At 66.4% G+C, this 20880-nt stretch carries 21 protein-coding genes and 1 other RNA gene; 8 read left to right on the forward strand and 14 right to left on the reverse strand.

What is annotated here, in order from left to right; translation table 11 throughout:
- Positions 1 to 47 precede the first annotated feature (47 nt).
- On the reverse strand, positions 48 to 980 hold the full coding sequence (locus MHN84_RS00815) for a hypothetical protein (protein ID WP_241202742.1): 933 nt from the start codon (positions 978 to 980) through the stop codon (positions 48 to 50).
- A 248-nt stretch (positions 981 to 1228) separates the two neighbouring features.
- Between MHN84_RS00815 and MHN84_RS00820 the strand changes: the two genes are divergently transcribed.
- On the forward strand, positions 1229 to 1837 hold the full coding sequence (locus MHN84_RS00820; protein WP_241202743.1) for a TetR/AcrR family transcriptional regulator: 609 nt from the start codon (positions 1229 to 1231) through the stop codon (positions 1835 to 1837).
- A gap of 26 nt (positions 1838 to 1863) precedes the next feature.
- On the opposite strand, the gene MHN84_RS00825 is transcribed toward MHN84_RS00820, so the two are convergent.
- Positions 1864 to 2142: a ferredoxin gene (locus MHN84_RS00825; protein WP_241202744.1), complete on the reverse strand. Its 279-nt coding sequence runs from the start codon at positions 2140 to 2142 to the stop codon at positions 1864 to 1866.
- On the reverse strand, positions 2139 to 3281 hold the full coding sequence (locus MHN84_RS00830) for a Rieske 2Fe-2S domain-containing protein (protein ID WP_241202745.1): 1143 nt from the start codon (positions 3279 to 3281) through the stop codon (positions 2139 to 2141). Before MHN84_RS00830 ends, MHN84_RS00825 begins: the two co-directional genes overlap by 4 nt.
- A gap of 136 nt (positions 3282 to 3417) precedes the next feature.
- Between MHN84_RS00830 and MHN84_RS00835 the strand changes: the two genes are divergently transcribed.
- Positions 3418 to 5136, forward strand: coding sequence for a 3-ketosteroid-delta-1-dehydrogenase (locus MHN84_RS00835; RefSeq protein WP_241202746.1), 1719 nt, complete (start codon positions 3418 to 3420; stop codon positions 5134 to 5136).
- A 9-nt stretch (positions 5137 to 5145) separates the two neighbouring features.
- Here the strand turns inward: MHN84_RS00835 and MHN84_RS00840 are convergent, their stop codons facing one another.
- Positions 5146 to 5811 carry a PadR family transcriptional regulator gene (locus MHN84_RS00840; RefSeq protein ID WP_046362769.1) on the reverse strand — a complete coding sequence of 222 codons (666 nt, stop codon included), beginning with the start codon at positions 5809 to 5811 and terminating at the stop codon, positions 5146 to 5148.
- Between the two features lie 126 nt (positions 5812 to 5937).
- On the opposite strand from MHN84_RS00840, the gene MHN84_RS00845 reads away from it, so the two are divergent.
- The gene (locus tag MHN84_RS00845) at positions 5938 to 6474 is read left to right on the forward strand and encodes a flavin reductase family protein (RefSeq protein WP_241202747.1); all 537 of its coding nucleotides are present in this window, start codon (positions 5938 to 5940) and stop codon (positions 6472 to 6474) included.
- A complete protein-coding gene (locus MHN84_RS00850; protein WP_241202748.1) occupies positions 6471 to 7058 on the forward strand; it encodes a PaaI family thioesterase in 588 nt (195 codons plus the stop codon). The genes MHN84_RS00845 and MHN84_RS00850 overlap by 4 nt, the downstream gene beginning before the upstream one ends.
- A 55-nt stretch (positions 7059 to 7113) precedes the next feature.
- Here MHN84_RS00850 and ssrA read toward each other — a convergent pair.
- From ssrA to prfB, 9 genes are all read right to left on the reverse strand, one after another.
- Positions 7114 to 7482: a transfer-messenger RNA gene (ssrA, locus tag MHN84_RS00855) on the reverse strand.
- 69 nt (positions 7483 to 7551) lie between these two features.
- Positions 7552 to 9753, reverse strand: coding sequence for an EAL domain-containing protein (locus MHN84_RS00860; protein ID WP_241202749.1), 2202 nt, complete (start codon positions 9751 to 9753; stop codon positions 7552 to 7554).
- A 139-nt stretch (positions 9754 to 9892) separates the two neighbouring features.
- Entirely contained in the window at positions 9893 to 10744 is an 852-nt protein-coding gene (locus MHN84_RS00865) for an EamA family transporter (RefSeq protein ID WP_255729782.1), read from the reverse strand.
- Complete coding sequence (gene smpB / locus MHN84_RS00870) at positions 10741 to 11238, reverse strand: SsrA-binding protein SmpB (protein ID WP_143818969.1); 498 nt, start codon at positions 11236 to 11238, stop codon at positions 10741 to 10743. Before smpB ends, MHN84_RS00865 begins: the two co-directional genes overlap by 4 nt.
- A 2-nt stretch (positions 11239 to 11240) precedes the next feature.
- Positions 11241 to 12137 (reverse strand): permease-like cell division protein FtsX, encoded by an 897-nt coding sequence (ftsX, locus tag MHN84_RS00875; RefSeq protein ID WP_241202750.1) that lies wholly within the window; start codon positions 12135 to 12137, stop codon positions 11241 to 11243.
- Positions 12137 to 12826 carry a cell division ATP-binding protein FtsE gene (ftsE, locus tag MHN84_RS00880; RefSeq protein WP_143819003.1) on the reverse strand — a complete coding sequence of 230 codons (690 nt, stop codon included), beginning with the start codon at positions 12824 to 12826 and terminating at the stop codon, positions 12137 to 12139. The genes ftsX and ftsE overlap by 1 nt, the downstream gene beginning before the upstream one ends.
- A gap of 64 nt (positions 12827 to 12890) precedes the next feature.
- Entirely contained in the window at positions 12891 to 13418 is a 528-nt protein-coding gene (locus MHN84_RS00885) for a hypothetical protein (protein WP_241202751.1), read from the reverse strand.
- Positions 13415 to 14386, reverse strand: coding sequence for a mechanosensitive ion channel family protein (locus MHN84_RS00890; RefSeq protein ID WP_241202752.1), 972 nt, complete (start codon positions 14384 to 14386; stop codon positions 13415 to 13417). Before MHN84_RS00890 ends, MHN84_RS00885 begins: the two co-directional genes overlap by 4 nt.
- Complete coding sequence (gene prfB, locus MHN84_RS00895) at positions 14376 to 15491, reverse strand: peptide chain release factor 2 (protein ID WP_241202753.1); 1116 nt, start codon at positions 15489 to 15491, stop codon at positions 14376 to 14378. Before prfB ends, MHN84_RS00890 begins: the two co-directional genes overlap by 11 nt.
- 134 nt (positions 15492 to 15625) lie before the next feature.
- On the opposite strand from prfB, the gene MHN84_RS00900 reads away from it, so the two are divergent.
- Complete coding sequence (locus MHN84_RS00900) at positions 15626 to 17005, forward strand: FAD-dependent oxidoreductase (protein ID WP_304654300.1); 1380 nt, start codon at positions 15626 to 15628, stop codon at positions 17003 to 17005.
- Here MHN84_RS00900 and MHN84_RS00905 read toward each other — a convergent pair.
- On the reverse strand, positions 16982 to 17299 hold the full coding sequence (locus MHN84_RS00905) for a hypothetical protein (RefSeq protein WP_255729784.1): 318 nt from the start codon (positions 17297 to 17299) through the stop codon (positions 16982 to 16984). The two genes, MHN84_RS00900 and MHN84_RS00905, sit on opposite strands and share 24 nt — an antisense overlap.
- A gap of 41 nt (positions 17300 to 17340) precedes the next feature.
- On the opposite strand from MHN84_RS00905, the gene hisN reads away from it, so the two are divergent.
- From hisN to MHN84_RS00920, 3 genes are all read left to right on the forward strand, one after another.
- A complete protein-coding gene (gene hisN / locus MHN84_RS00910; RefSeq protein ID WP_241202756.1) occupies positions 17341 to 18141 on the forward strand; it encodes a histidinol-phosphatase in 801 nt (266 codons plus the stop codon).
- A 101-nt stretch (positions 18142 to 18242) separates the two neighbouring features.
- Complete coding sequence (locus MHN84_RS00915; protein ID WP_241202757.1) at positions 18243 to 19625, forward strand: acyl-CoA dehydrogenase family protein; 1383 nt, start codon at positions 18243 to 18245, stop codon at positions 19623 to 19625.
- 31 nt (positions 19626 to 19656) lie between these two features.
- Positions 19657 to 20868, forward strand: coding sequence for an acyl-CoA dehydrogenase family protein (locus MHN84_RS00920; protein WP_241202758.1), 1212 nt, complete (start codon positions 19657 to 19659; stop codon positions 20866 to 20868).
- Positions 20869 to 20880: the final 12 nt, after the last annotated feature.

Genomic DNA, 20880 nt, shown 5'->3' on the forward strand with positions numbered 1-20880 from the left:
TCGTGATGCCCGCTGGGCCTCATCCCTCGACGCATGACTGACTGAATCTATTTGCTCACCGTCACATCCATCAACGGGATACGCTCCATGGCGGTTGCCCGAGGATCCGGCGCCGCCTCGGCGGCGGCGTGGTTCTCCTCTCCCCGTGTGTAGGTCCACACGCAGAACGGCTCACCCTGGGCGAACTTGAAGTCCTTCGGCGGCAGGTTGATGGCCAGCTTGCAGCCGGGGAAGAACGGTGCCGAGATGCGTTGCTCGAAGGTGCAATTCATCCGCGCCCGCGCCGGAGGGTACAGACCTTCGTCGGTGTATCTTTGCAGAACCTCGCAGCGGCGCATGTTCAGGACGACGTGATCAGGGTTGTACACGATGTACTCGCCGCCGTAGCCCAGCGTTCCATCGATGCTCAAGACCGCCAGCTTCAAGAAGTCGACGACGTGGACCGGTTCGATCTTGAGGACCTTGGCGAGCTTCGGGTACTGGTAGTCGATGATCAATTGGTACATGTCCGGCAGAGCGAGCCACACCTCTTCCTCTGGGATGATCTTCGTCCACTGATCGATGAGGTAGTTGTGCCCCTTCAGATACTGGTCCCAATAGGTCTTGATGAGTCGGATCAGTGCCGGTTTGGTCAGATCCTCGGTCTGCACATCGAACGGAATCGCCTGATACTGAGCGTCTTTCAAATCCCACCCGGGAGGCGCGATGTAACGGCCCATCGGCATCACCTGACGCATTCCGGCGCGCGAGACCTTCGCGGTGACATCCATGGCGGCATCGATACCGACCTTCTCCGAGTAGATCTTGACGTGGGCGTACGGCATGAAGTTGAGGACGTCTTCGAACACGCGCGCCAGGCCCACGAGGAAGTCGCGGGAGAAGTCCGCGACATTGCCCACCTTGCCCATGAAGTCATGGGTGTAGTCGTCGTAGTTCAGTTCCTCGGTATCTGGGGTCGAATCCTCGGGAGCGAGGGTCATTGGAACTCCAATCTGGGTGCCGGTTTCGGGCGGGGAGCGCGGACGCGGGCTGTCACACACGCGGCTCGCCGATGTATCGCAGTCAGTTTCTGCCTCGGTGGCAGAATCTGACTATGGAAACGTTAGGTGGGACGCGCCGAACACTGATGACGCGTTCCCGCTCAACGGGACGTCCGCGAGTGAGACAGCCCGCGGCGCACACGGGTGGTTAGGATCGACGGGCTGGTCGCCGAGGAGGGCTGGGGTTGATGACGGTGGACAAGCCGGCGACGTTGACGGCGCGACGGGCCGACGAACTGCGGTTGACCATCGCTCTGGCCGCGCGCGACATTTTTCTGGCTGCCGGATCGACATCGGCAACGGTGGAACGCATTTGCGAGGCCGCCGGCATCGCTCCGCGGACGTTTCACCGCCACTTCCCGGTCAAGGAGGACGTGGTCCTCCCCTTGTTCCGACGGTTCGGCTCGTTGAGTCTCGACGTGTTGGCCGACGCCGGCGTCGACGGCGACGCAGTCGAGGTGTTGGTCGAAGCCTTCAGCACCGAGGTGCCTCGGCGCGGGCGGATGGACGTCGACCGCGCATTTCTTGCCCTGATGATCAGCGATCCCCAATATCGGCTGCGCTGGCTGGACTGGGGTCAAGACCTCGTCGAGCCGATCACCGCCTTCTTGGATCGGCGTTTCGACCTGGACAGCGAGCCGTACGTTCGCGAGTTACCTGCGCAATTGATCGTTCAAGCCTGCCGGTATGCGTACGAAGAATGGGCCGAGCACGGAAATTTCGCACGCCTGCGAGCCACCTTGTCGTCGGCGATGCGGATGATCACCGGATCCCTGGAATCTCTCGATCGTCCCTGACGCGCCGCATACCGGGCGCCCCGAACTCAAAAGGCGTCTGTGTCCACGACCGAGAGGGAACCGCTGTGCACCGCAGCGGTGATCGACTCGGCGAGTGCGCTGCACGTCAAGAACAGCCGACCGCCGTGCGACTCCAATTGAGCTGCCTGGCAACGTTCCTCACACAGCTGCGATGCTGCGGCCGTCCACTGAACGCTGGTCTGATTCCAGCTGCTCTTACGCACCTGCACATCCGCACGGCACCGCCGGCACGTCACCGACACCATCGGCGCGTCAGCCAGCCGATTGTCGGGGCGGACGGTCATCCGGCCGTGGCCGCGGCCGAGCGGGCGGCGATGTTGGCTTCCACTTCCTTCATCCACGCCTCGGTGGGCCGGGTGGTGTCGAGTTCGAATTCGAAGCGATCCACCATCTCGCGCGTGACATCGGCGGCGTCGACGTAGAACTGCTCGTACCACCGGCGCAGCTGATAGACGGGCCCGTCCTCCTCGACCAGCAGCGGGTTGTCGATCCGGGCCTTGTTGCGCCAGATCTCGACGTCCTGCTCGAAGCCCATCTTGACGAAGTCTCCCAGCGCGACCGCGGTCTGCACTGCCAGTTCGTCGGGCATGCACGCATTCTTCTCGACCACGATGCCGTACTGCAGCACGAAGGAATTCGCATCGATCGGGTAGTGGCAGTTGATCAGCACGGTGCGCTGGTCGAAATCGCCGTAGTGGTAGGTCAGATCGTCGATCATGAACGAAGGGCCGTGGTAGGACGCCAGTGACGTGGTGCCTGTCAACTTGGAGCCTTCGGGGTCGGCGAGGTCGGGGCGCCCCGCGCTTTTCATGTATTGCGTCGCGACATGGCCTTCGAAGATGTTCTTGAAGTGGGTGGGCAGCGAGCCGTGGATGTAGAAGAAGTGCGCCATGTCGACGACGTTGTCGATGATCTCCCGGCAATTGGTGTGCACGACCGTGCTGTACCAATGCCAGTCAGTCCACGCATCGCTGGTGGCGCCCTCGATGCGCGGGATCGTGACATCTGCCGGCGGCGCCTTGCGCTCGGGGTCATTCCAGACGAAGAGCATGCCGTCCTGTTGGAGCGTGGGCCACGACGCCGTGCGCGCCAGGCGCGGGGTGCGCTTGCTGTAGGGCACCAGCTTGCAGCGACCGTCCCCGCCCCACCGCCAATCGTGGAAGGGACAGGCGATCTCGTTGCCCTTGATCGTGCCCTGCGACAGGTCGCCGCCCATGTGACGGCAGTACCCGTCGAGGACGTTGATGACGCCGTCCTCGCCGGCGAAGACCACGAGCTTCTGCCCGAAAGCGTTGATCTGGTGCGGTTGACCGTCGGTGAAATCGCGGATCAGCCCCAGGCAGTGCCACCCCCGCGCGAACCTGGTCGGGACTGAACCTGTCTCGATGAGCCGGATGTCGTCGGCGTCAGCGTGCGTGGTCATCGGATGCCGTCCTTCGATCAGTGCGGTGAACGCGTGTGGCTCCATCCAACCGCGGGCCCTCGCCGTCGTCAGGCACGCGTTCCGCTCACCAGGACACGGGAATTCCGCTGGCGCGAAAGCGCTTATCGTCACCCCCGTGACCGCCCCCCGCCACCAGACCATCCCCGCCGGCTTGACCGTTGCCGACACCGAAGTCGACCTGCTGGTCGTCGGTTCCGGCACTGGTCTCGCAGCCGCCCTCGCTGCGCACGAGCGAGGCCTAACCGTGCTCGTCATCGAGAAATCCGGGGTAGTCGGCGGCTCCACAGCGCGCTCGGGGGGTGCGCTGTGGCTGCCGGCCAGTCCCGTCATCGCCGAGGGTGGGGGAAATGATCCCTCGAGTCGCGCGGAGACCTATCTGCGTGCGGTGGTCGGCGACTCCGCGCCCGAAGCGCGCTCAGCGGCGTACCTGAAGCAGTTGCCCGCCACCGTCGACATGCTGCGGCGTACGACGCCGATGAAGCTGTTCTGGGCCAAGGACTACTCCGACTACCACCCCGAGGCAGCCGGCGGATCCGCGGCCGGACGAACCTGTGAATGCCGTCCTCTGGACACCGCGATGTTGGGCCCGTACCGATCGGCGCTGCGACCGGGGATCATGGAGGTCAGCATTCCCATGCCGACCACCGGAGCCGATTACCGGTGGCTGAACCTGATGAGCCGAGTCCCCCGCAAGGGAATTCCGACCATCGCCAAGCGGTTGGCGCAAGGCGTCGGTGGCTTGCTCCTGGGCCGTCGCTACGCCGCGGGAGGCCAAGCGTTGGCGGCGGGACTGTTCGCCGGCGCCGTCCGCGCCGGCATTCCGATCTGGCTCGACACCACGCTGACGTCTCTGACCACCGAAGGTCCCCGAGTCACCGGCGCTGTCATCGAACACCGCCGCGCCAGCTACACGATCACCGCCCGCCGCGGCGTGGTTCTCGCGGCAGGCGGATTCGACCACGATATGGACATGCGTCATAAGTTCCAGTCGGAAAGCCTTGGTGCTCATCTGAGTTTGGGCGCGGACACCAACACCGGCGACGCCATCCGCATCGGCCAGGACGTCGGCGCGGACATTGCGCTGATGGATCAGTCATGGTGGTTCCCTGCGGTCGCACCGCTGCCCGACGCGGCGCCCGCAGTCTTGCTGGCCGAGCGGTCACTGCCCGGATCGTTCATCGTGAATCAGCACGGGCAGCGGTTCGCCAACGAATCGGCGGACTACATGAGCTTCGGGCAGCGCATCCTGGCTCTCGAGAGCGCCGGCACGCCCGTCGAGACGATGTGGATGGTGTTCGACCAGCAGTACCGCAACAGCTATGTCTTTGCCGCAGAACTGTTCCCACGCATGCCCATTCCGCAGCACTGGTACGACGCGGGCATCGCGGTACGTTCCGAAGACTTCGCCGAACTGGCCGCCAAGATGGGGGTTCCGGTAGGCGACTTCCAGTCGACCGTTACCCGTTTCAACGAAAACGCCTCGGCGGGGCAGGATCCCGATTTCGAACGCGGTCGTAGCGCCTATGATCGCTACTACGGCGACCCCACCATCACCCCGAACCCGAATCTGCGCCCGCTCGTCAAGGGTCCGTTCTACGCGGTCAAGATGGTACTCAGCGATCTCGGCACCTGCGGCGGGTTGCGCGCCGACGAGCACGCGCGGGTACTGCGTGAGGACGGCACTGTCATCGACGGGCTCTACGCCATCGGGAACACTGCAGCCAACGCCTTCGGGCACACCTATCCCGGTGCAGGGGCGACCATCGCTCAGGGATTAGTGTACGGCTACATCGCCGCACTCGACGCCGCGCAACGCCAGCCCGTCCGCGTCTGACGCGTCCGGCTACTCGGCGTCCTCGGCTTCGACCTGCTTCTCGATCTCGTACCAGAACGTTGGATCCGGCCACGGAATCTTGGCGTCCTCACCGACTTTCGGGAACTTGGCTTCGGCCTCGTCGAGATCCTTGATGAGCTTCAAGGTCAGCTCTCGCTCTGAGGTGTAGTAGCGCTCGGCCCAGTCCAGGGCAATCTTGGCATAGGCCCACGACGGGTCCGCTCCCGCCCACCGCGCCTCCTTGGCAGCGTCGCTCTGCATCTGGTCGACGTAGGCGATGTGTTCCTGGAGCATGGCCTTGAGCGCTGCGGGATCGCTCAGGTGGCCAAGTGTGATCCGAAGCAGCGCTGGGTGTTTCAGCGACGGCGGCTCCACCGGAGCTTCGCGAGCCCACTGGGTGGCGGCGTCCAAGCCTGATGGCGTGATCTTGTAGAGCCGGCGGGATCGGGTGCCGTTGTTCTCCACCCGCGAGGTCAGATATCCGCGCTTCTCGAGTTTCTTCAACTCCGAGTAGATCTGGCTGTACGCGGGGCTGCCGTAGTAGAACCGCATGCTCCAGTCGATCCACTTGCGGATGTCGTACCCGGACAGTTCCTGCTCGTAGGAGAGCATGCCCAGCAGTGCCCAGCTGGTGGCGGCCAGCTGCGGCTTGCCCGACGGTTCGGAATCTGTCACTGACCGAGCGTAACAACCCAGGTCATCGGCCTGCATCTGATGAACCGCTGGGCGGGACGGACCATTGCACGCCGGCGTCGCTCCCGACGATCGTTGGGTGGCCACCACCGAAGGGACGCGATCACCATGCAAGCCGACACTTCTGGACCTGCGACACCGTTGCGGCCGGCGCCGCAGGACATGCGCGCTGTGCTCGGGCATTTCTGCACCGGTGTCGCCGTCATCACCGGCCATGACGGCCGTAGTCCGCTGGGTTTCACGTGCCAGTCGGTGACCTCGGTTTCCCTTGACCCGCCCTATGTGTCGTTCTGCCCCGCCCTGTCATCCACCAGCTGGCCGGCGATCCGCGCTACAGGCCGTCTCTGCATCAACGTTCTGGCCGACCATCAGGAAGCCGTCTGCGCGCAGTTCGCCCGCCGATCGGACGATAAGTTCGCCACCGTCGAGTGGAGTCCCGCCGGCAATGGAGCCCCGCGCATCCACGGCGCGCTGGCCACCATCGAGGCCGACGTGGAGTTCGAGCACGGCGCCGGTGATCACACCATCGTCGTCGTCCATGTCACCGCACTTCAGGCGCACAGTGGCCGACCGCTGCTGTTCTACCGCGGTGACTTCGGCGGCTTCGCCGACGGGCCCGTGGGCGAAGCGATGTCGGTGTCGTGAGTGCAGCCGACCACCACGTTCCAGAAGAGCTCTATCGAGGGTTGACCCGGTCGGTGCGCCGACTGGTCGACGTGACGATCCGCAGCGAGGCCGACACCGCCACCCTCACGGCAGCGAAGGCCACGATCGATGACGCCGCAGAAGAGCTGAGCCGAGCGCCACTCGCGGACTACCTAGGGAACCAGCCGGCATCCGACGGGTCGTCTCGCGCCTGGGGCAATGTCGTCATGGGACTGCGCAATCCCTTCGCGCCGCCGCTGATCGTCCACCACGCTCCCGATGGACAGGTCTGGGCAGATGTCGTACTCGGCGCTGCCTACGAGGGTCCGCCCGGACACGTGCACGGCGGGATCTGCGCCTTGCTCCTCGACCACATGTTGGGGGCCACGGCACACGAGTCTGGTCGACCAGCCGTCACCGGAACACTGACCGTCCGCTATGAGGCGGGCACCCCGCTCGGCCCGCTGCACGCCAAAGCACGCATCGACCGCGTCGAGGGTCGCAAAGTCTTCGCGGTCGGGCACCTCGCCACCGAGGCCGGCGTCACGGTCCGAGCGGACGGGGTGTTCTTCCGTCAGGGCTGAACGAGCCGATGAACAGAAAAACAGGCCAGAGACTGTGTCTCTGGCCTGTCCGTCTTGGTGGAGCTGCCGGGAATCGAACCCGGGTCCTACGGCATTCCCTCAAGGCTTCTCCGTGCGCAGTTCGCTATGCCTCTACTCGGATCTCCTGATCACGCGAACAAGTCAGGATGACGATCCCAGTCGCTGTTTGATGTCCCCGTACATCCCGCGACCGGATGTATGGGTGGGTCCCTCTAGCTGATGCCAGGGTCCGGGCCGAGGGCGCTCCCGGTCTGACAGACTCACCGTCGCTTAGGCAGCGAGGGCGAAGTCGCGCTGATTGGAATCGGCGCTTAATTGGTTGCAACGACGCTTACGGTGGTCAATTGCCTGCACCGGCACGCTTCCCTTGATTCGATGCGCGAAGTCGAAACCGTTCAGCCCCTCGCACCCCCGCTGACTTTCAGCAGGAAGGTTCATACTACCGGCCCGTTCAACATGATCCAGTGGGTTTTTAGTCCGCGGGCAGTGCGACATCTTCTCGGGTGTCGCCGCGGACGGCTCCGTACTCGGCGACGATATCGGCGAGCGGCGCCGGCCGGCCGAACAGGTGGCCCTGTGCGAGTCGGCAGCCCGCCGCCAACACCGTCGTCGCCTGATCGGCCGTTTCGATGCCCTCGGCGATCACGTCGAGACCCAGGTCGGCGCACAGTCCCACCACCGACCGGTACAGCGTCAATTCCCGCACGGCCTCTGAGCCCACCGTCAGGCTGCGGTCGAGCTTGACGATGTCGATCGGCAACGCGTGCAGATACGCCAGGGAGTTGTATCCGGCACCGAAGTCGTCGAGGGCGACACGTGCCCCCATCCCGTTGAACCGGTCGATCTGGGCGGCCGCACCGACCAGGTCCACGATGGGCAGCGTTTCCGTGATTTCCAGCACCAGGCGTCCCGGTTCGACGTCGCACACCGACAGGGTTCGCCGGACGTTGTCCTCGAATCCTGGATGACCCAGCCTGGACGCCCCGATGTTGACGTGGACGTCGACGTCGAGGCCGGTACCGGCCACCTGGGTGCAGGCCAAGTGCAGCACCATCTCGTCGAGCACGGCCCCCAGACCCGCAGATTCTGCCGCCGCGACGAACGTCTCGGGCGGGATCTGCAGACCGGTGGGGGTCGTCCACCGGGCCAGCGCCTCCACCGCGACCAGCTTTTCGTCGGGTAGGGCGACGATGGGTTGGTAGAGCAGGCTGAAACCGGCCGGCACCCCACCGGCGGCGGCGCGCAACGTGGACGGGAAGTCCGCATGCAGCCCGGCCGAGGGTTGGTACACCACCACGGTGTTCTTGCCGAGTCGCTTGCCTGCATACATCGAGATGTCGGCCTGCCGGAGCAGATCGTCCGAGCTCAGCGCGCTGGGCCCAACTCCCGAATGCACCAGGCCCATGCTCGCCCGCACTCTCAACGACCAGCCGTGCAACGGGAACGGGTCCCGCAGCGCGATCCGGAGCCGATCGGCGACGACGTCGGGGTGCTCCGCTTCAGCGTCGATCAGTATCGCGAACTCGTCACCGCCGATGCGCGCGAGGATGTCGGCCTCGGACAGGCATTTCTGCAGCCGCTCCCCGACGGCGCGCAGGAGTTCGTCACCGGCCGCGTGCCCGTACCGGTCATTGACGTCTTTGAAGTCGTCGAGGTCGACGAAGATCAGTCCGAATTCGCCGTCGCGCATCGCGGCCTCGAGTCGCTGAGCGAACAAGAGCCGGTTGGGCAGCCCGGTCAGCGCATCGTGCATGACCTGATGGGCGAGGCGCCGCTGCACCTCGTAGAGCCTGCGGGTCAACAGGCGCTGCTGCCCCATCGCCACGACCTGCCGCGCCGCCACCAGGACCACCATGACGACCGCGGTGGCGACCACCATCGGGCCCAACTCGTTGCCCGTGAGGATGTGGAACGCCAACAGCACCGTGATGCCGAGAAACCCGGAGTACGGCAGCACCAGCTGCGCCCAGTCGATGAGTCGCGATGCCGTCGTCGGCACCGGCTCGGGATCGCGGGGTCGCATCGACAGCGCGACGAACAGCGGCCCCAGCGCCAAGCCCATCTCGCCCCACATCGCCGCGCCGTGCATGCCCAGTGTGTCGAAATAGGCGACCACCCGATCGGAGGCCGCGATCAGCACGAGTCCACTGCCCAGCTGCAGGTAGTTGACGCGGTACGGATGTTCGGCGTGATACACCATGCCGGTCACGGCGGCGACGACCACGACGACGATCTCGGCCAGCGCGAAGGGAACCTGCACCGCCGCACTGTCGATTCGTGGAAACGACGACGTCGACGGATCGCCCAGGCCGAAGATGACCAGGATCGCGAAGGAAGCGGCAGCCACCAATCCGTCCAGCAGCGTCAGCGCCGCAGCGTGTCGCAGCGACCCGTCGCGCGGTACGGAGAGCCGGCCCCCGCGCAGCGCCAACACCAGCACCGACGCCAAGCTCAGCGGCGGGAACAGCCAGTAGAACGCCACCCACACCGGGAACGAATCGGTGCCGAGCAGCCACCAGCACGCCTCACCCGCCAGCAGACTTGCGATGGCACCGATGGCCAGCAGACGCCACCACCGAGCGGTGCCGTGCACCCGCCGCACGACGAGTAGGCCGTAGCCGATGGCGCCCACAGAGGTGCAGCACATGACCGCCGCGGCGATTCGGTGGGACACCTCATCACCCCAGGGCGCGAACGTATTGACCGCCAACAGCGCGGTGACGGCAACGACAAGCGAGACACGCGCCCCGAACCCCGTACGGCCACCTCCCTCGACTGACGACACGCGCGTCGGCTACCCGCGCTAGAAGTAGCTAACCAGCGGCGATCAGCGCGACGGAGGCGAACGCGAGAATCATTCCGAACACCTGCGAGCGAGTGACGGACTCCCGCAGGACCGCCACCGCGAGCGCCACGGTCGCCGCCGGGTACAGCGCCACCAACACACCCGTCAAGGACAGCAGCGACGAGTGCAGCGCGAGCAGGGTCGCCACGTTGGCCACGGTGTCGAGCACGCCGGCGAGCAGCGCCAGCCGCAGCGGAACCCCACGCACCAGCACGAAGTTCGCGGTCAGCAGCGCAGCGATCATGACGATGGCCGTCGCCGCCAACCGCCCGAACACCAGCGGCCAGAGTCCCGCCGACACTGGTACTTGATCGAGGATCACGAAGTTCATGCCGAACGCGATGCCCGACCCGACCGTCAACCAGGCGACCTTGACGGTGAACCGGTGCGGGCTCGGATCGCCGTCGAGGTTCTCCGCCTGCCGGCTGACCATGACGACCGCGACCAGCGCTACGACCACGCCCACAAGGGCGAGTGCGCTGGGCCGCTCCCCCAACGCCACGCCGAAACCCACCGGCACGGCCGCGACCAGCACCGATGTCATGGGCGACACCACCGAGATGGGCCCGGACCCCAGAGCGGCATAGAACCACCACACCCCGAACGCCTGGCCCACGCCCGCGAACAGTCCCCACAGCACCGCGGCCCGGCTCAGCTCACCGCCCACTGGCACGGCGACGACGGTCAGCAGAATCAGCGCCAGCGGATAGGACAGGACGACCACCCGCAACGCTGCGACGCGGCGCGACGCGAACCCGCCGACGAAGTCGCTGACGCCGTAGCCCAGCGCCGCGATCAGCGCACTGAGAATCCCGGTCAGGAGGTCATGCCCTTGACGCGGCGTCCCAGCTCGCGGGTGACCTCACGCTCGGCGTCTCGGCGCGCCAGATCCTGACGCTTGTCGTGTGCTTGCTTACCGCGGGCCAGCGCGAGCTCGACCTTGACCTTGCCGCCGGTGAAGTAGAGCGACAGCGGCACCAGGGTCAGGTTCCCGTCGCGGGTCTTCCCCACCAGCGTGTCGATCTCTCGCCGGTGCAGCAGCAGCTTGCGGTTACGTCGCGGGGCGTGGTTGGTCCAGGTGCCGTGGTGATACTCCGGAATGTGCAGATTGCGCAGCCAGATCTCGCCGTCGTCGACGGTGGCGAAGGCATCGGCCAGCGACGCCTGCCCCTCCCGCAGACTCTTGACCTCGGTGCCCATCAGCGCGACGCCGGCCTCGAAGGTCTCGAGGATCGAGAAGTTGTGGCGGGCTTTGCGGTTCGTCGCCACCACCTGGTTGTTGGTGTCTTTGACGCCTTTGGTCTTCTTCGCCATCGCTACCGCCGCACGTAGAGACGCAACGTGACGTATGAGGTGATGCCGGACATCGCGAGGCCGAGCAGCAACATCCACGGCGCGCTGTAGTAGAGCACGTCCGCGTAGTCCACCCTGGCGATCAGATTTGCTTGATAGAACTGGTTGAGCGCGCTCTCCAGGAACAGTGCCCGCACCGCGATCAACCCCGCGATCGCGATCACCACCCCGACGAAGGCCGCCAGCATCGCCTCCAGAAGGAACGGTAGCTGGGTGTACCAGCGGGTGGCGCCGACCAAGCGCATGATCCCGATCTCGGTGCGGCGGGTGTACGCCGCGACCTGAACCATGTTGGCGATCAACAGCACCGCTCCGATGGCCTGCACCAGCGCCACCGCGAACGCGACGTTGCTGATGCCGTCGAGGACCGCGAACAGCCGGTCGATCAGGTCCTTCTGGTTCAACACGTTGAGCACGCCGGGCTGGCCGATCATCGCGTCGTCGAAGTCCTTGTGCTGCTCGGGATCGTCGAGCTTGACGACGAACGACGCGGGGAACGCATCCTTGCCCGCGACGTCCTTGTACTGCGGGAACTTTCGGATCGCGTCGTCGTAGGCCTCGTCGCGGTTGAGGAAGCGCACCGAACGGACGTCGTCGCGATCCTCGATGGTCTGGCGCAGCGCCTTGCAGGGATCCGCGTCACAGGTCGGGTCGTTGGCCGACACGTCGTTGGTGAGGAAGACCTGGCTCTCCACGCGGTCGAGGTAAATGGCACGGGATTGGTCGGCGAGCCGCACGACCAGAAGACCGCCACCGAACAGCCCGATCGAGATCGCGGTGGTGAGCACCATCGCGATCGTCATGGTGACGTTGCGACGAAGGCCGGTCAGGACTTCGTTGACGAGGAAGCCGAAGCGCACTAGCGATCCATTCCGTAGACGCCGCGCTGTTCGTCGCGAACCAGCCGGCCGAGTTCGAGTTCGACGACCCGCTGACGCATGGAGTCGACGATGTGGTGGTCGTGGGTGGCCATCAGCACCGTCGTGCCGGTGCGGTTGATCCGCTCGAGCAGATCCATGATGTCCTTGCTGGTGTCCGGGTCGAGGTTGCCGGTCGGCTCGTCGGCCAACAGCACCAGCGGCCGATTGACGAACGCGCGGGCGATGGCCACCCGCTGCTGCTCGCCGCCGGACAACTCGGCGGGCAGCCGGTTGGCCTTTCCCGACAAGCCGACCATCTCGAGCACGTCGGGCACCACCCGGTTTATGGTGTCGGACCGCTTGCCGATCACCTCGAGCGCGAACGCCACGTTCTCGAACACCGTCTTCTGCTGCAACAGCCGGAAATCCTGGAACACACAGCCGATGACCTGCCGCAAGCCGGGGATGTGCCGGCCGGACAGCTTGTTCACATGGAACTTGGAGACTCGGATGTCGCCGGTGGACGGGTGCTCCTCGCCCAGCAGCAGACGCATGAACGTGGATTTGCCAGAGCCGGACGGACCGATGAGGAAGACGAACTCACCCTTGTCGATCTTCAGCGAGACGTTGTCGAGGGCGGGACGCGCCGACGACTTGTACTGCTTGGAGACATGGTCGAGGGTGATCATCACGGCACGCCAGTGTAGCGGGGAGGAATGCGGTCACCACATCGCCGGACGGGGCGACGCGGGCTCACTGAGGCGGCTCTGGGGTCGTGATCGCGGGTGGGCCGGGTGGCGGCACCGACGTCGGTGCCAGCAGCGGCGGCGCCTGCGTCAACGTGATCGGACCGAGCGGACCGGAACCGTCGGGATCGATGACGGTGGTCGTCGCACCGCCGGGCGCCGTGCCGGTCGTGGTGGGTGACGTCGTGGCGCCGTCGGACTCCGACGGCGACGGAGTGGACGTGGGCGTCGGCGAAGGAGTTGTCGTGGTGGTCGTCGTCGGGCTGGTGGTGGTCGTGGTCTCCCGCGGTGCGACGTTGGTGCGGGGCACCCACGTGTAGTTGGGGTCGGGCACGAAACCGGGCGGCACCACCTGCCCCGTCGAATCCTGCGGTGTGGCCGCGGGCTCGGGGGCATAGGTCTGGTTGACCCAGTACAGCGCGATGAAGGCGACGAGCAACACGACGGTGGAGGCCCGGACCTTGCCGCCGAAGAGGTAGACCCGCGAATGGCGGTCGCGCCGCCGCAACTTGTTGACGAACTCGGGCGTTTTCACGACGTGCGCTCCGCTCTCGCGGGCTCGGCGGCCTCGTGGGGGCCCTCGCCGGTGGCGCTGATGTTGCTCACCGTCGGAGTGTGCTCCTGGGTCGCGATACCGGCCGTCGCCAGCGCGGCGATGATCAGGATGCGCAGGCGGCGACCGACCTCGAACTGCTTGCCGGGAAGTGTGCGGGCCACCATCCGCAGGTTCACCGTGTCGAGCTCGATGCTCTCCACACCCATCAGCTGCGGGGTGTCCAGCAGCAGCGCGCGCAGTCCCGGGTCGTCCATCGCCCGCTCGCCGACCCGGTGCAGGACCTCGTTGACGCTGTTGAGGTCCGCGGTGGTGGGCACCGGGATGTCGACGACCGCGCGCGCCCAGTCCTTCGACATGTTCAGCGAGCGCACGATGTTGCCGTTGGGCACCGTCCACACCTCGCCTTCGCTGGTGCGCAGCTTGGTCACCCGCAGCGTGACCTCCTCCACGGTTCCCTCGGCCGCCTCCGGCGCCCCGAGCATGTTGACCTGCACCAGGTCGCCGAAGCCGTACTGGCGTTCGGTGATGATGAAGAAACCGGCCAGCAGATCCTGCACGAGCTTCTGGGCACCGAAACCGAGCGCCGCGCCGATGACTGCGGCCGGTGCGACCAGCGAACTGACCGGGATCGCCAGGATGTCGGTGATCTGGACACCGACCATGACGAACAGCAGCGCGACGGACACCCAGGAGATCACCGAGGCCACTGCCTGCCGATGCTTGGCACTCTCGGTGCGGACCAGTTGGTCGCTCTCCTGGTACTGCGCATCGATGCGACGGGTGACCCGCTGAGCGGTCCAGTTGATGAACCGGGCGGCCAGCAGGCCGCCGATCAGAAGCAGCGCGATCGGCACGCCGCGGCCGAGGATCCAGACACCGGTTTCGCCGGCCCAGAATCCTCGCCACCCGTCGGACAGGCTGAGCGCGAGCACCGTGTTAGTCGTCATCTTTCCTGTTACGCCACCGGATCCCGGCCTCGAGGAACCCGTCGATGTCGCCGTCGAGGACAGCGCCCGGGTTGCCGACCTCGTATTCGGTGCGGAGGTCTTTCACCATCTGATAGGGGTGCAGAACGTAGGACCTCATCTGGTTACCCCAGGAACTGCCGCTGTCACTTTTGAGCGCATCGAGTTCGGCGCGTTCCTCCTGCCGTTTGCGTTCGAGCAGCTTGGCCTGAAGAACGCGCATCGCCGACACCTTGTTCTGCAGCTGCGATTTCTCGTTCTGGCAGGTGACGACGATGCCGGTGGGGATGTGAGTCAGCCGGACCGCCGAGTCGGTGGTGTTCACCGACTGCCCGCCGGGCCCGCTCGAGCGGTACACGTCGACGCGCACGTCCTGCTCGGGGATGTCGATGTGGTCGGTGGTCTCGGTGACCGGCAGAACCTCCACCTCGGCGAACGACGTCTGGCGGCGCCCCTGGTTGTCGAACGGGCTGATCCGAACCAATCGATGCGTGCCCTGCTCAACCGACAGCGTGCCGTAGGCGAACGGTGCGTGCACGGCGAAGGTCGCGCTCTTGATGCCGGCCTCCTCGGCGTACGACGTGTCGTAGACCTCGACGGGGTACTTGTGCTGCTCGGCCCATCGGATGTACATCCGCATCAGCATTTCCGCCCAGTCGGCGGCGTCCACGCCCCCGGCGCCCGAACGGATGTTGACCAGCGCCTCCCGCTCGTCGTACTCGCCGGAGAGCAGGGTGCGCACCTCGAGCGCCTCGATGTCCTCGCGCAACTGCCGCAGCTCCGCGTCGGCCTCTGACACGGCCGAGGCGACCGCCTCGCCCTCCTCCTCGGCGGCGAGTTCGTAGAGCACCGGCAGATCCTCGACCCGCTGCCGCAGCTCCTCGACCCGGCGCAGCTCGTTCTGGGCGTGCGACAGGTCGCTGGTCACCTTCTGGCCCCGCGCCTGGTCATCCCACAGCTTCGGGTCGGACGCCTCCTCCTCGAGCTGCGCGATGCGCCCGCGAAGGCCCTCGACGTCGAGAACACGCTCCACAGTGGTGAGCGTGGAGTCGAGGGCTGCGATATCGGCTTGCCGGTCAGGATCCACGGGAGTTCAGGGTACCGGTCCGCGCGTTCTCCTCGACCGACGCCGACCGCGTTCTAGCATCGGGAGGCAACCTCGTCCGGCCGCGACGCGACAGCCCCCTGCGCGTGGCCGGGCCGCGACAGAAGGCAGCCCACATGCCCCCAATGCGTCCGTACCATGTGGCGATCGTCGGCTCGGGACCGTCCGGGTTCTTCGCCGCCGCCGCCCTGTTGAAGGCCGCCGACGGCGAGGACCTCGGCCGCAACGTCTGCGTCGACATGCTCGAGATGCTGCCCACCCCGTGGGGTCTGGTCCGATCGGGTGTCGCGCCCGACCATCCGAAGATCAAGTCGATCTCCGCGCAGTTCGACAAGATCGCCGCCGACCCGCGATTCCGGTTCTTCGGCAACGTCGTGGTCGGCGAGCACGTCCAACCCGCCGAACTCGCGCAGACCTACGACGCGGTGATCTACGCCAACGGCGCCCAATCCGACCGTCCGCTGGGCATCCCGGGTGAGGACCTGCCGGGCAGTGTCGCCGCGGTCGATTTCGTCGGCTGGTACAACGCACACCCGCATTACCAATCGATGGCCCCCGACATCTCGTGCGGCCGCGCGGTGGTGGTCGGTAACGGCAACGTGGCCATCGACGTGGCCCGCATCCTGGTCAGCGATCCGGATCTGCTGGCCGAGACCGACATCGCCGACCACGCGCTGGACTCCCTGCGCGAGCGCGGGGTGGAGGAGGTGCTCGTGATCGGCCGCCGCGGTCCGCTGCAGGCGCCGTTCACGACGCTGGAATTGCGCGAACTCGGTGAGCTGGAGGCGCTCGGTGACGTCGACGTGATCGTCGACCCGGCCGAGTTCGCCGACATCACCGACGCCGACCTCGACGACGCAGGCAAGACCGTGCGCAACAACATCAAGGTGCTGCGCGCCTACGGCGAGAAGGAGCTCACGGGCGCCAAGCGGCGGATCGTCTTCCGGTTCCGCACCTCACCGATCGAGATCAAGGGCGACGGCAAGGTCGAGTCGATCGTGCTGGGCCGCAACGAGTTGGTGCGCGGCGACGACGGCCGGGTGTCTGCCCGCGACACCGGTGAGCGCGAGGAAGTGCCCGCCCAGCTGGTCGTGCGCGCGGTCGGATACCGCGGCGTCCCGATGCCAGGTCTGCCGTTCGACGATCGGTCGGGCACGATCCCGCACACCGACGGGCGGATCGAGGGAAGCCGCAACGAGTACGTCGTCGGGTGGATCAAGCGCGGCCCCACCGGCGTGATCGGAAGCAACAAGAGCGATTCGGCCGACACCGTCCACACTCTGCTCGCCGACCTGCAGGCCGCCGAGCCGACCGACCGCGGCGAGGACCACGCCGCGAACGTCGAGCAGTGGCTACTCGACCGTCAGCCCAAGCTGGTCACCAACGATCACTGGCGGCTGATCGACGCGCACGAGCGAAGCACCGGCCAGGGGTCGGGGCGCCCGCGGATCAAGCTGACCAGCGTGGAGGAGTTACTCCGGATTGGGCACGGGTGAGCCGAACGCCCACTTCTCCGGATTGCGGGGCGAGTACACCACGTCCATGAGCTGGCCCATCGTCGGCCAGGCGGTCACGTCGACGACCATCCGGGTGTAGACGGTGTACTCGTTGACGGTGGGGCCGTTGATGACGCCGGTGATCGTCACGTACTGCTCCCCGGTCACGTCGTCGGGGCGCGGACTCACCCCGGTGACCAGGAGTGTGCCCGGCACCCAGTCGTTGCCCACGCCGCGCTTGCGCATGATCCGGGGCGCTGCGACGAGCACGATGGCGCCGATGATCAACAGCATGATCGCGAGTTCAACCACACCGCCATGGTAGGACTCCACATATGAGCACCGATTCCCCTGACGTCGCCGACGACCTCGCCCTGGCCCTCACGTTGGCCGGGGAGGCCGATGCGCTGACGATGCAGCGCTTCGGTGCGGTGGATCTGCGCGTCGAGACGAAGCCGGACATGACCCCGGCCACCGACGCCGATCTGGACGCCGAGAGGTTGTTGCGGGACCGGTTGGCCCAGCAACGCCCCGCCGACTCGGTGTTCGGCGAGGAGTTCGGCGGCACGACGGAGTTCGCGGGCCGGCAGTGGGTCGTCGACCCGATCGACGGAACCAAGAACTTCGTCCGCGGCGTGCCGGTGTGGGCGACGTTGATCGCGCTGCTCGTCGACGGTGTGCCCCAGGTCGGCGTGGTGAGCGCACCCGCGCTGGCGCGGCGCTGGTGGGCCGGGAGCGGCCAGGGTGCCTTCACCTCTTTTTCCGGACCCGCGAGCGCGACGCGCCCCATCTCGGTCTCCGGCGTGGCCGACCTCGGCTCGGCCAGCCTCTCCTACTCCGATCTGACCACCGGGTGGGAGGCCGCGCGCTCGACGTTCGTCGATCTCACCGACGCGGTCTGGCGCACCCGCGGCTACGGCGACTTCTGGTCGTACTGCCTGGTGGCCGAGGGCGCTGTCGACGTCGCGGTGGAACCGGAGGTCAAGCTGTGGGACCTCGCCCCGCTCGACATCCTGGTCCGAGAGGCCGGCGGCCGGTTCACCGACCTCTCCGCCCGGCCGGGGCCGCACGGTGGCAGCGCCGTGGCCACCAACGGGCTGTTGCACGACGCGGTACTCGCCGCGCTTGTGAAATAGGCAACAATCGACCGACCTTACTCAATAGTCAGTTCCGATACCTTACTCTGGAGTCAGTTGCGCATCTGCGCTCATCCGATCCCACTGGAGGCAGCTGACCGATGACGAACACCCTGCCGTCCAAGCGAAGCGGCCAGGAAAGCGCCGTGGGCTTGCGTAAGCACAAGCGTTCTGCGACCGATATCGGCATCGCGCTGCTCACGCCCCTGATCGGGCAGGAGTTCCTCGACAAGTACAACCTGCGTGACCCGCTCAACCGTGGCCTGAAATACGGCGTTAAACACGCGTTCTCCGCCGCGGGCGCCACCACGCGCCAGTTCAAGCGCGTACAGAGTCTCGGCAAGCCCGCGACGCGGCTGAAGCCCAGCGGCGCCGACTACTTCGACCTCACCCCCGACGACGACCAGAAGATGATCGTCTCGACCGTCGAGGAATTCGCCGAGGAGATCCTGCGTCCGGCCGCACACGACGCCGACGCTGCGGCCGCCTATCCCCCGGACCTGATCACCAAGGCCGCCGAACTGGGCGTCACCGCGATCAACATCCCCGAGGACTTCGACGGCATCGCCGAGCACCGCAGCACCGTCACCAACGCGTTGGTGGCCGAGGCGCTCGCCTACGGCGACATGGGTCTGGCGCTGCCCATCCTGGCGCCCGGCGGCGTGGCGTCGGCCCTGACCCACTGGGGAAGCGCCGACCAGCAGGCGACCTACCTGCCGGAATTCGCAGGCGAGAACGTGCCGCAGGCGTGTGTGGCGATCGCCGAACCGCACCCGCTGTTCGACCCGACCTCGCTCAAGACGACCGCGGTGCGCACCCCCAGCGGTTACCGGCTCGACGGCGTCAAATCGCTGGTACCGGCGGCCGCCGACGCGGAACTGTTCGTTATCGCCGCGCAGCTGAACGGCAAGCCGACGCTGTTCCTGGTCGAGTCGTCGGCCGGCGGGGTGACGGTCACCCCCGATCCCAGCATGGGCATCCGGGCGGCTGCGCTCGGTCGAGTCGAACTCGACAAGGTCACCGTGCCGCTGAGCGCTCGCCTCGGCGAAGACGTCAGCGAGGCCGAGCACGACAGCAATTACTCCGAGGCGATCGCGCTGTCGCGGCTGGGGTGGGCAGCGCTGGCGGTCGGCACCTCGCACGCCGTTCTCGACTACGTCGTCCCCTACGTCAAGGAGCGCGAAGCGTTCGGCGAACCGATTGCCCACCGACAGTCGGTGGCGTTCATGTGCGCCAACATCGCGATCGAGTTGGACGGTCTGCGGTTGATCACCTGGCGCGGCGCCGCGCGCGCCGAACAGGGACTCTCGTTCGCGCGCGAAGCGGCGCTGGCCAAGAAGCTGGGCACCGACAAGGGCATGCAGATCGGCCTCGACGGCGTGCAGTTGCTGGGCGGCCACGGCTACACGAAGGAACATCCGGTCGAGCGGTGGTACCGCGACCTGCGTGCTCTCGGCGTCGCCGAGGGTGTCGTGGTCCTCTAGCAGCAGCATTTCACTAGGAAGGCGAACCAACATGGCGATCAATCTGGAAATGCCGAAGAAGCTGCAGGCGGTCATCGAGAAGGGCCACCAGGGCGCGGCAGAGATGCTGCGACCGATCTCGCGCAAGTACGACCTGCGCGAGCACGACTACCCCGTCGAGCTCGACACACTGGCGACCCTCTTCGAGGGCATCTCGGAAGCGAACACGATCTCGTTCGCCGGCGCCGAGGCGTTCAGCAAGGACGGCGACGGGCCGAAGGGAAACATCAACGGCGCCAACATGTCTGCGCTTCTCAACGCGCTCGAGGTGAGCTGGGGCGATGTCGCGTTGCTGCTGTCGGTGCCCTATCAGGGCCTCGGCAACGCGGCGATCTCCAGCGTGGCCACCCCCGAACAGCTGGAGCGGTTGGGCAAGGTGTGGGCCGCGATGGCCATCACCGAGCCCGGGTTCGGCTCGGACTCCGCGGCGGTGACGACGACGGCCGTCCTCGACGGAGACGAGTACGTCATCAACGGCGAGAAGATCTATGTGACCGCCGGATCGCGTGCCACCCACATCGTGGTGTGGGCGACGCTGGACAAGTCCAAGGGACGTGCGGCGATCAAGTCGTTCATCGTGCCGCGCGACCATCCCGGGGTGACCGTGGAGCGGCTGGAGAACAAGCTCGGCATCAAGGCCTCCGACACGGCGGCGATCCGGTTCGAGAACGCCCGCATCCCGAAGGACAACCTGCTCGGCAGCCCGGAGATCCAGGTGGACAAGGGCTTCGCCGGAGTGATGGAAACCTTCGACAACACCCGGCCGATCGTGGCGGCGATGGCCGTGGGTGTCGCCCGCGCGGCGCTGGAGGAGCTGCGCACGATCCTCACCGACGCCGGCATCGAGATCTCCTACGACAAGCCCGCACACGCCCAGAGCGCCGCGGCGGCGGAATTCCTGCGGATGGAGGCCGACTGGGAGGCCGGCTACCTGCTGACCGTGCGCTCGGCATGGCAGGCCGACAACAAGATCCCGAATTCCAAAGAAGCGTCGATGGGCAAGGCCAAGGCCGCCCGGGTGGGCACCGACATCACCCTCAAGGCCGTCGAAATGGCAGGCACCACAGGCTATTCCGAACAGACTCTGCTGGAGAAGTGGGCCCGCGACTCGAAGATCCTCGACATCTTCGAGGGCACCCAGCAGATCCAGCAGCTCGTCGTGGCCCGCCGCCTGCTCGGCTTGTCCTCGGCCGAATTGAAGTAGGTCGCCCCCGGG

Source organism: Mycobacterium sp. PSTR-4-N (genome assembly GCF_022348085.1).
Taxonomy (GTDB): Bacteria; Actinomycetota; Actinomycetes; order Mycobacteriales; family Mycobacteriaceae; genus Mycobacterium.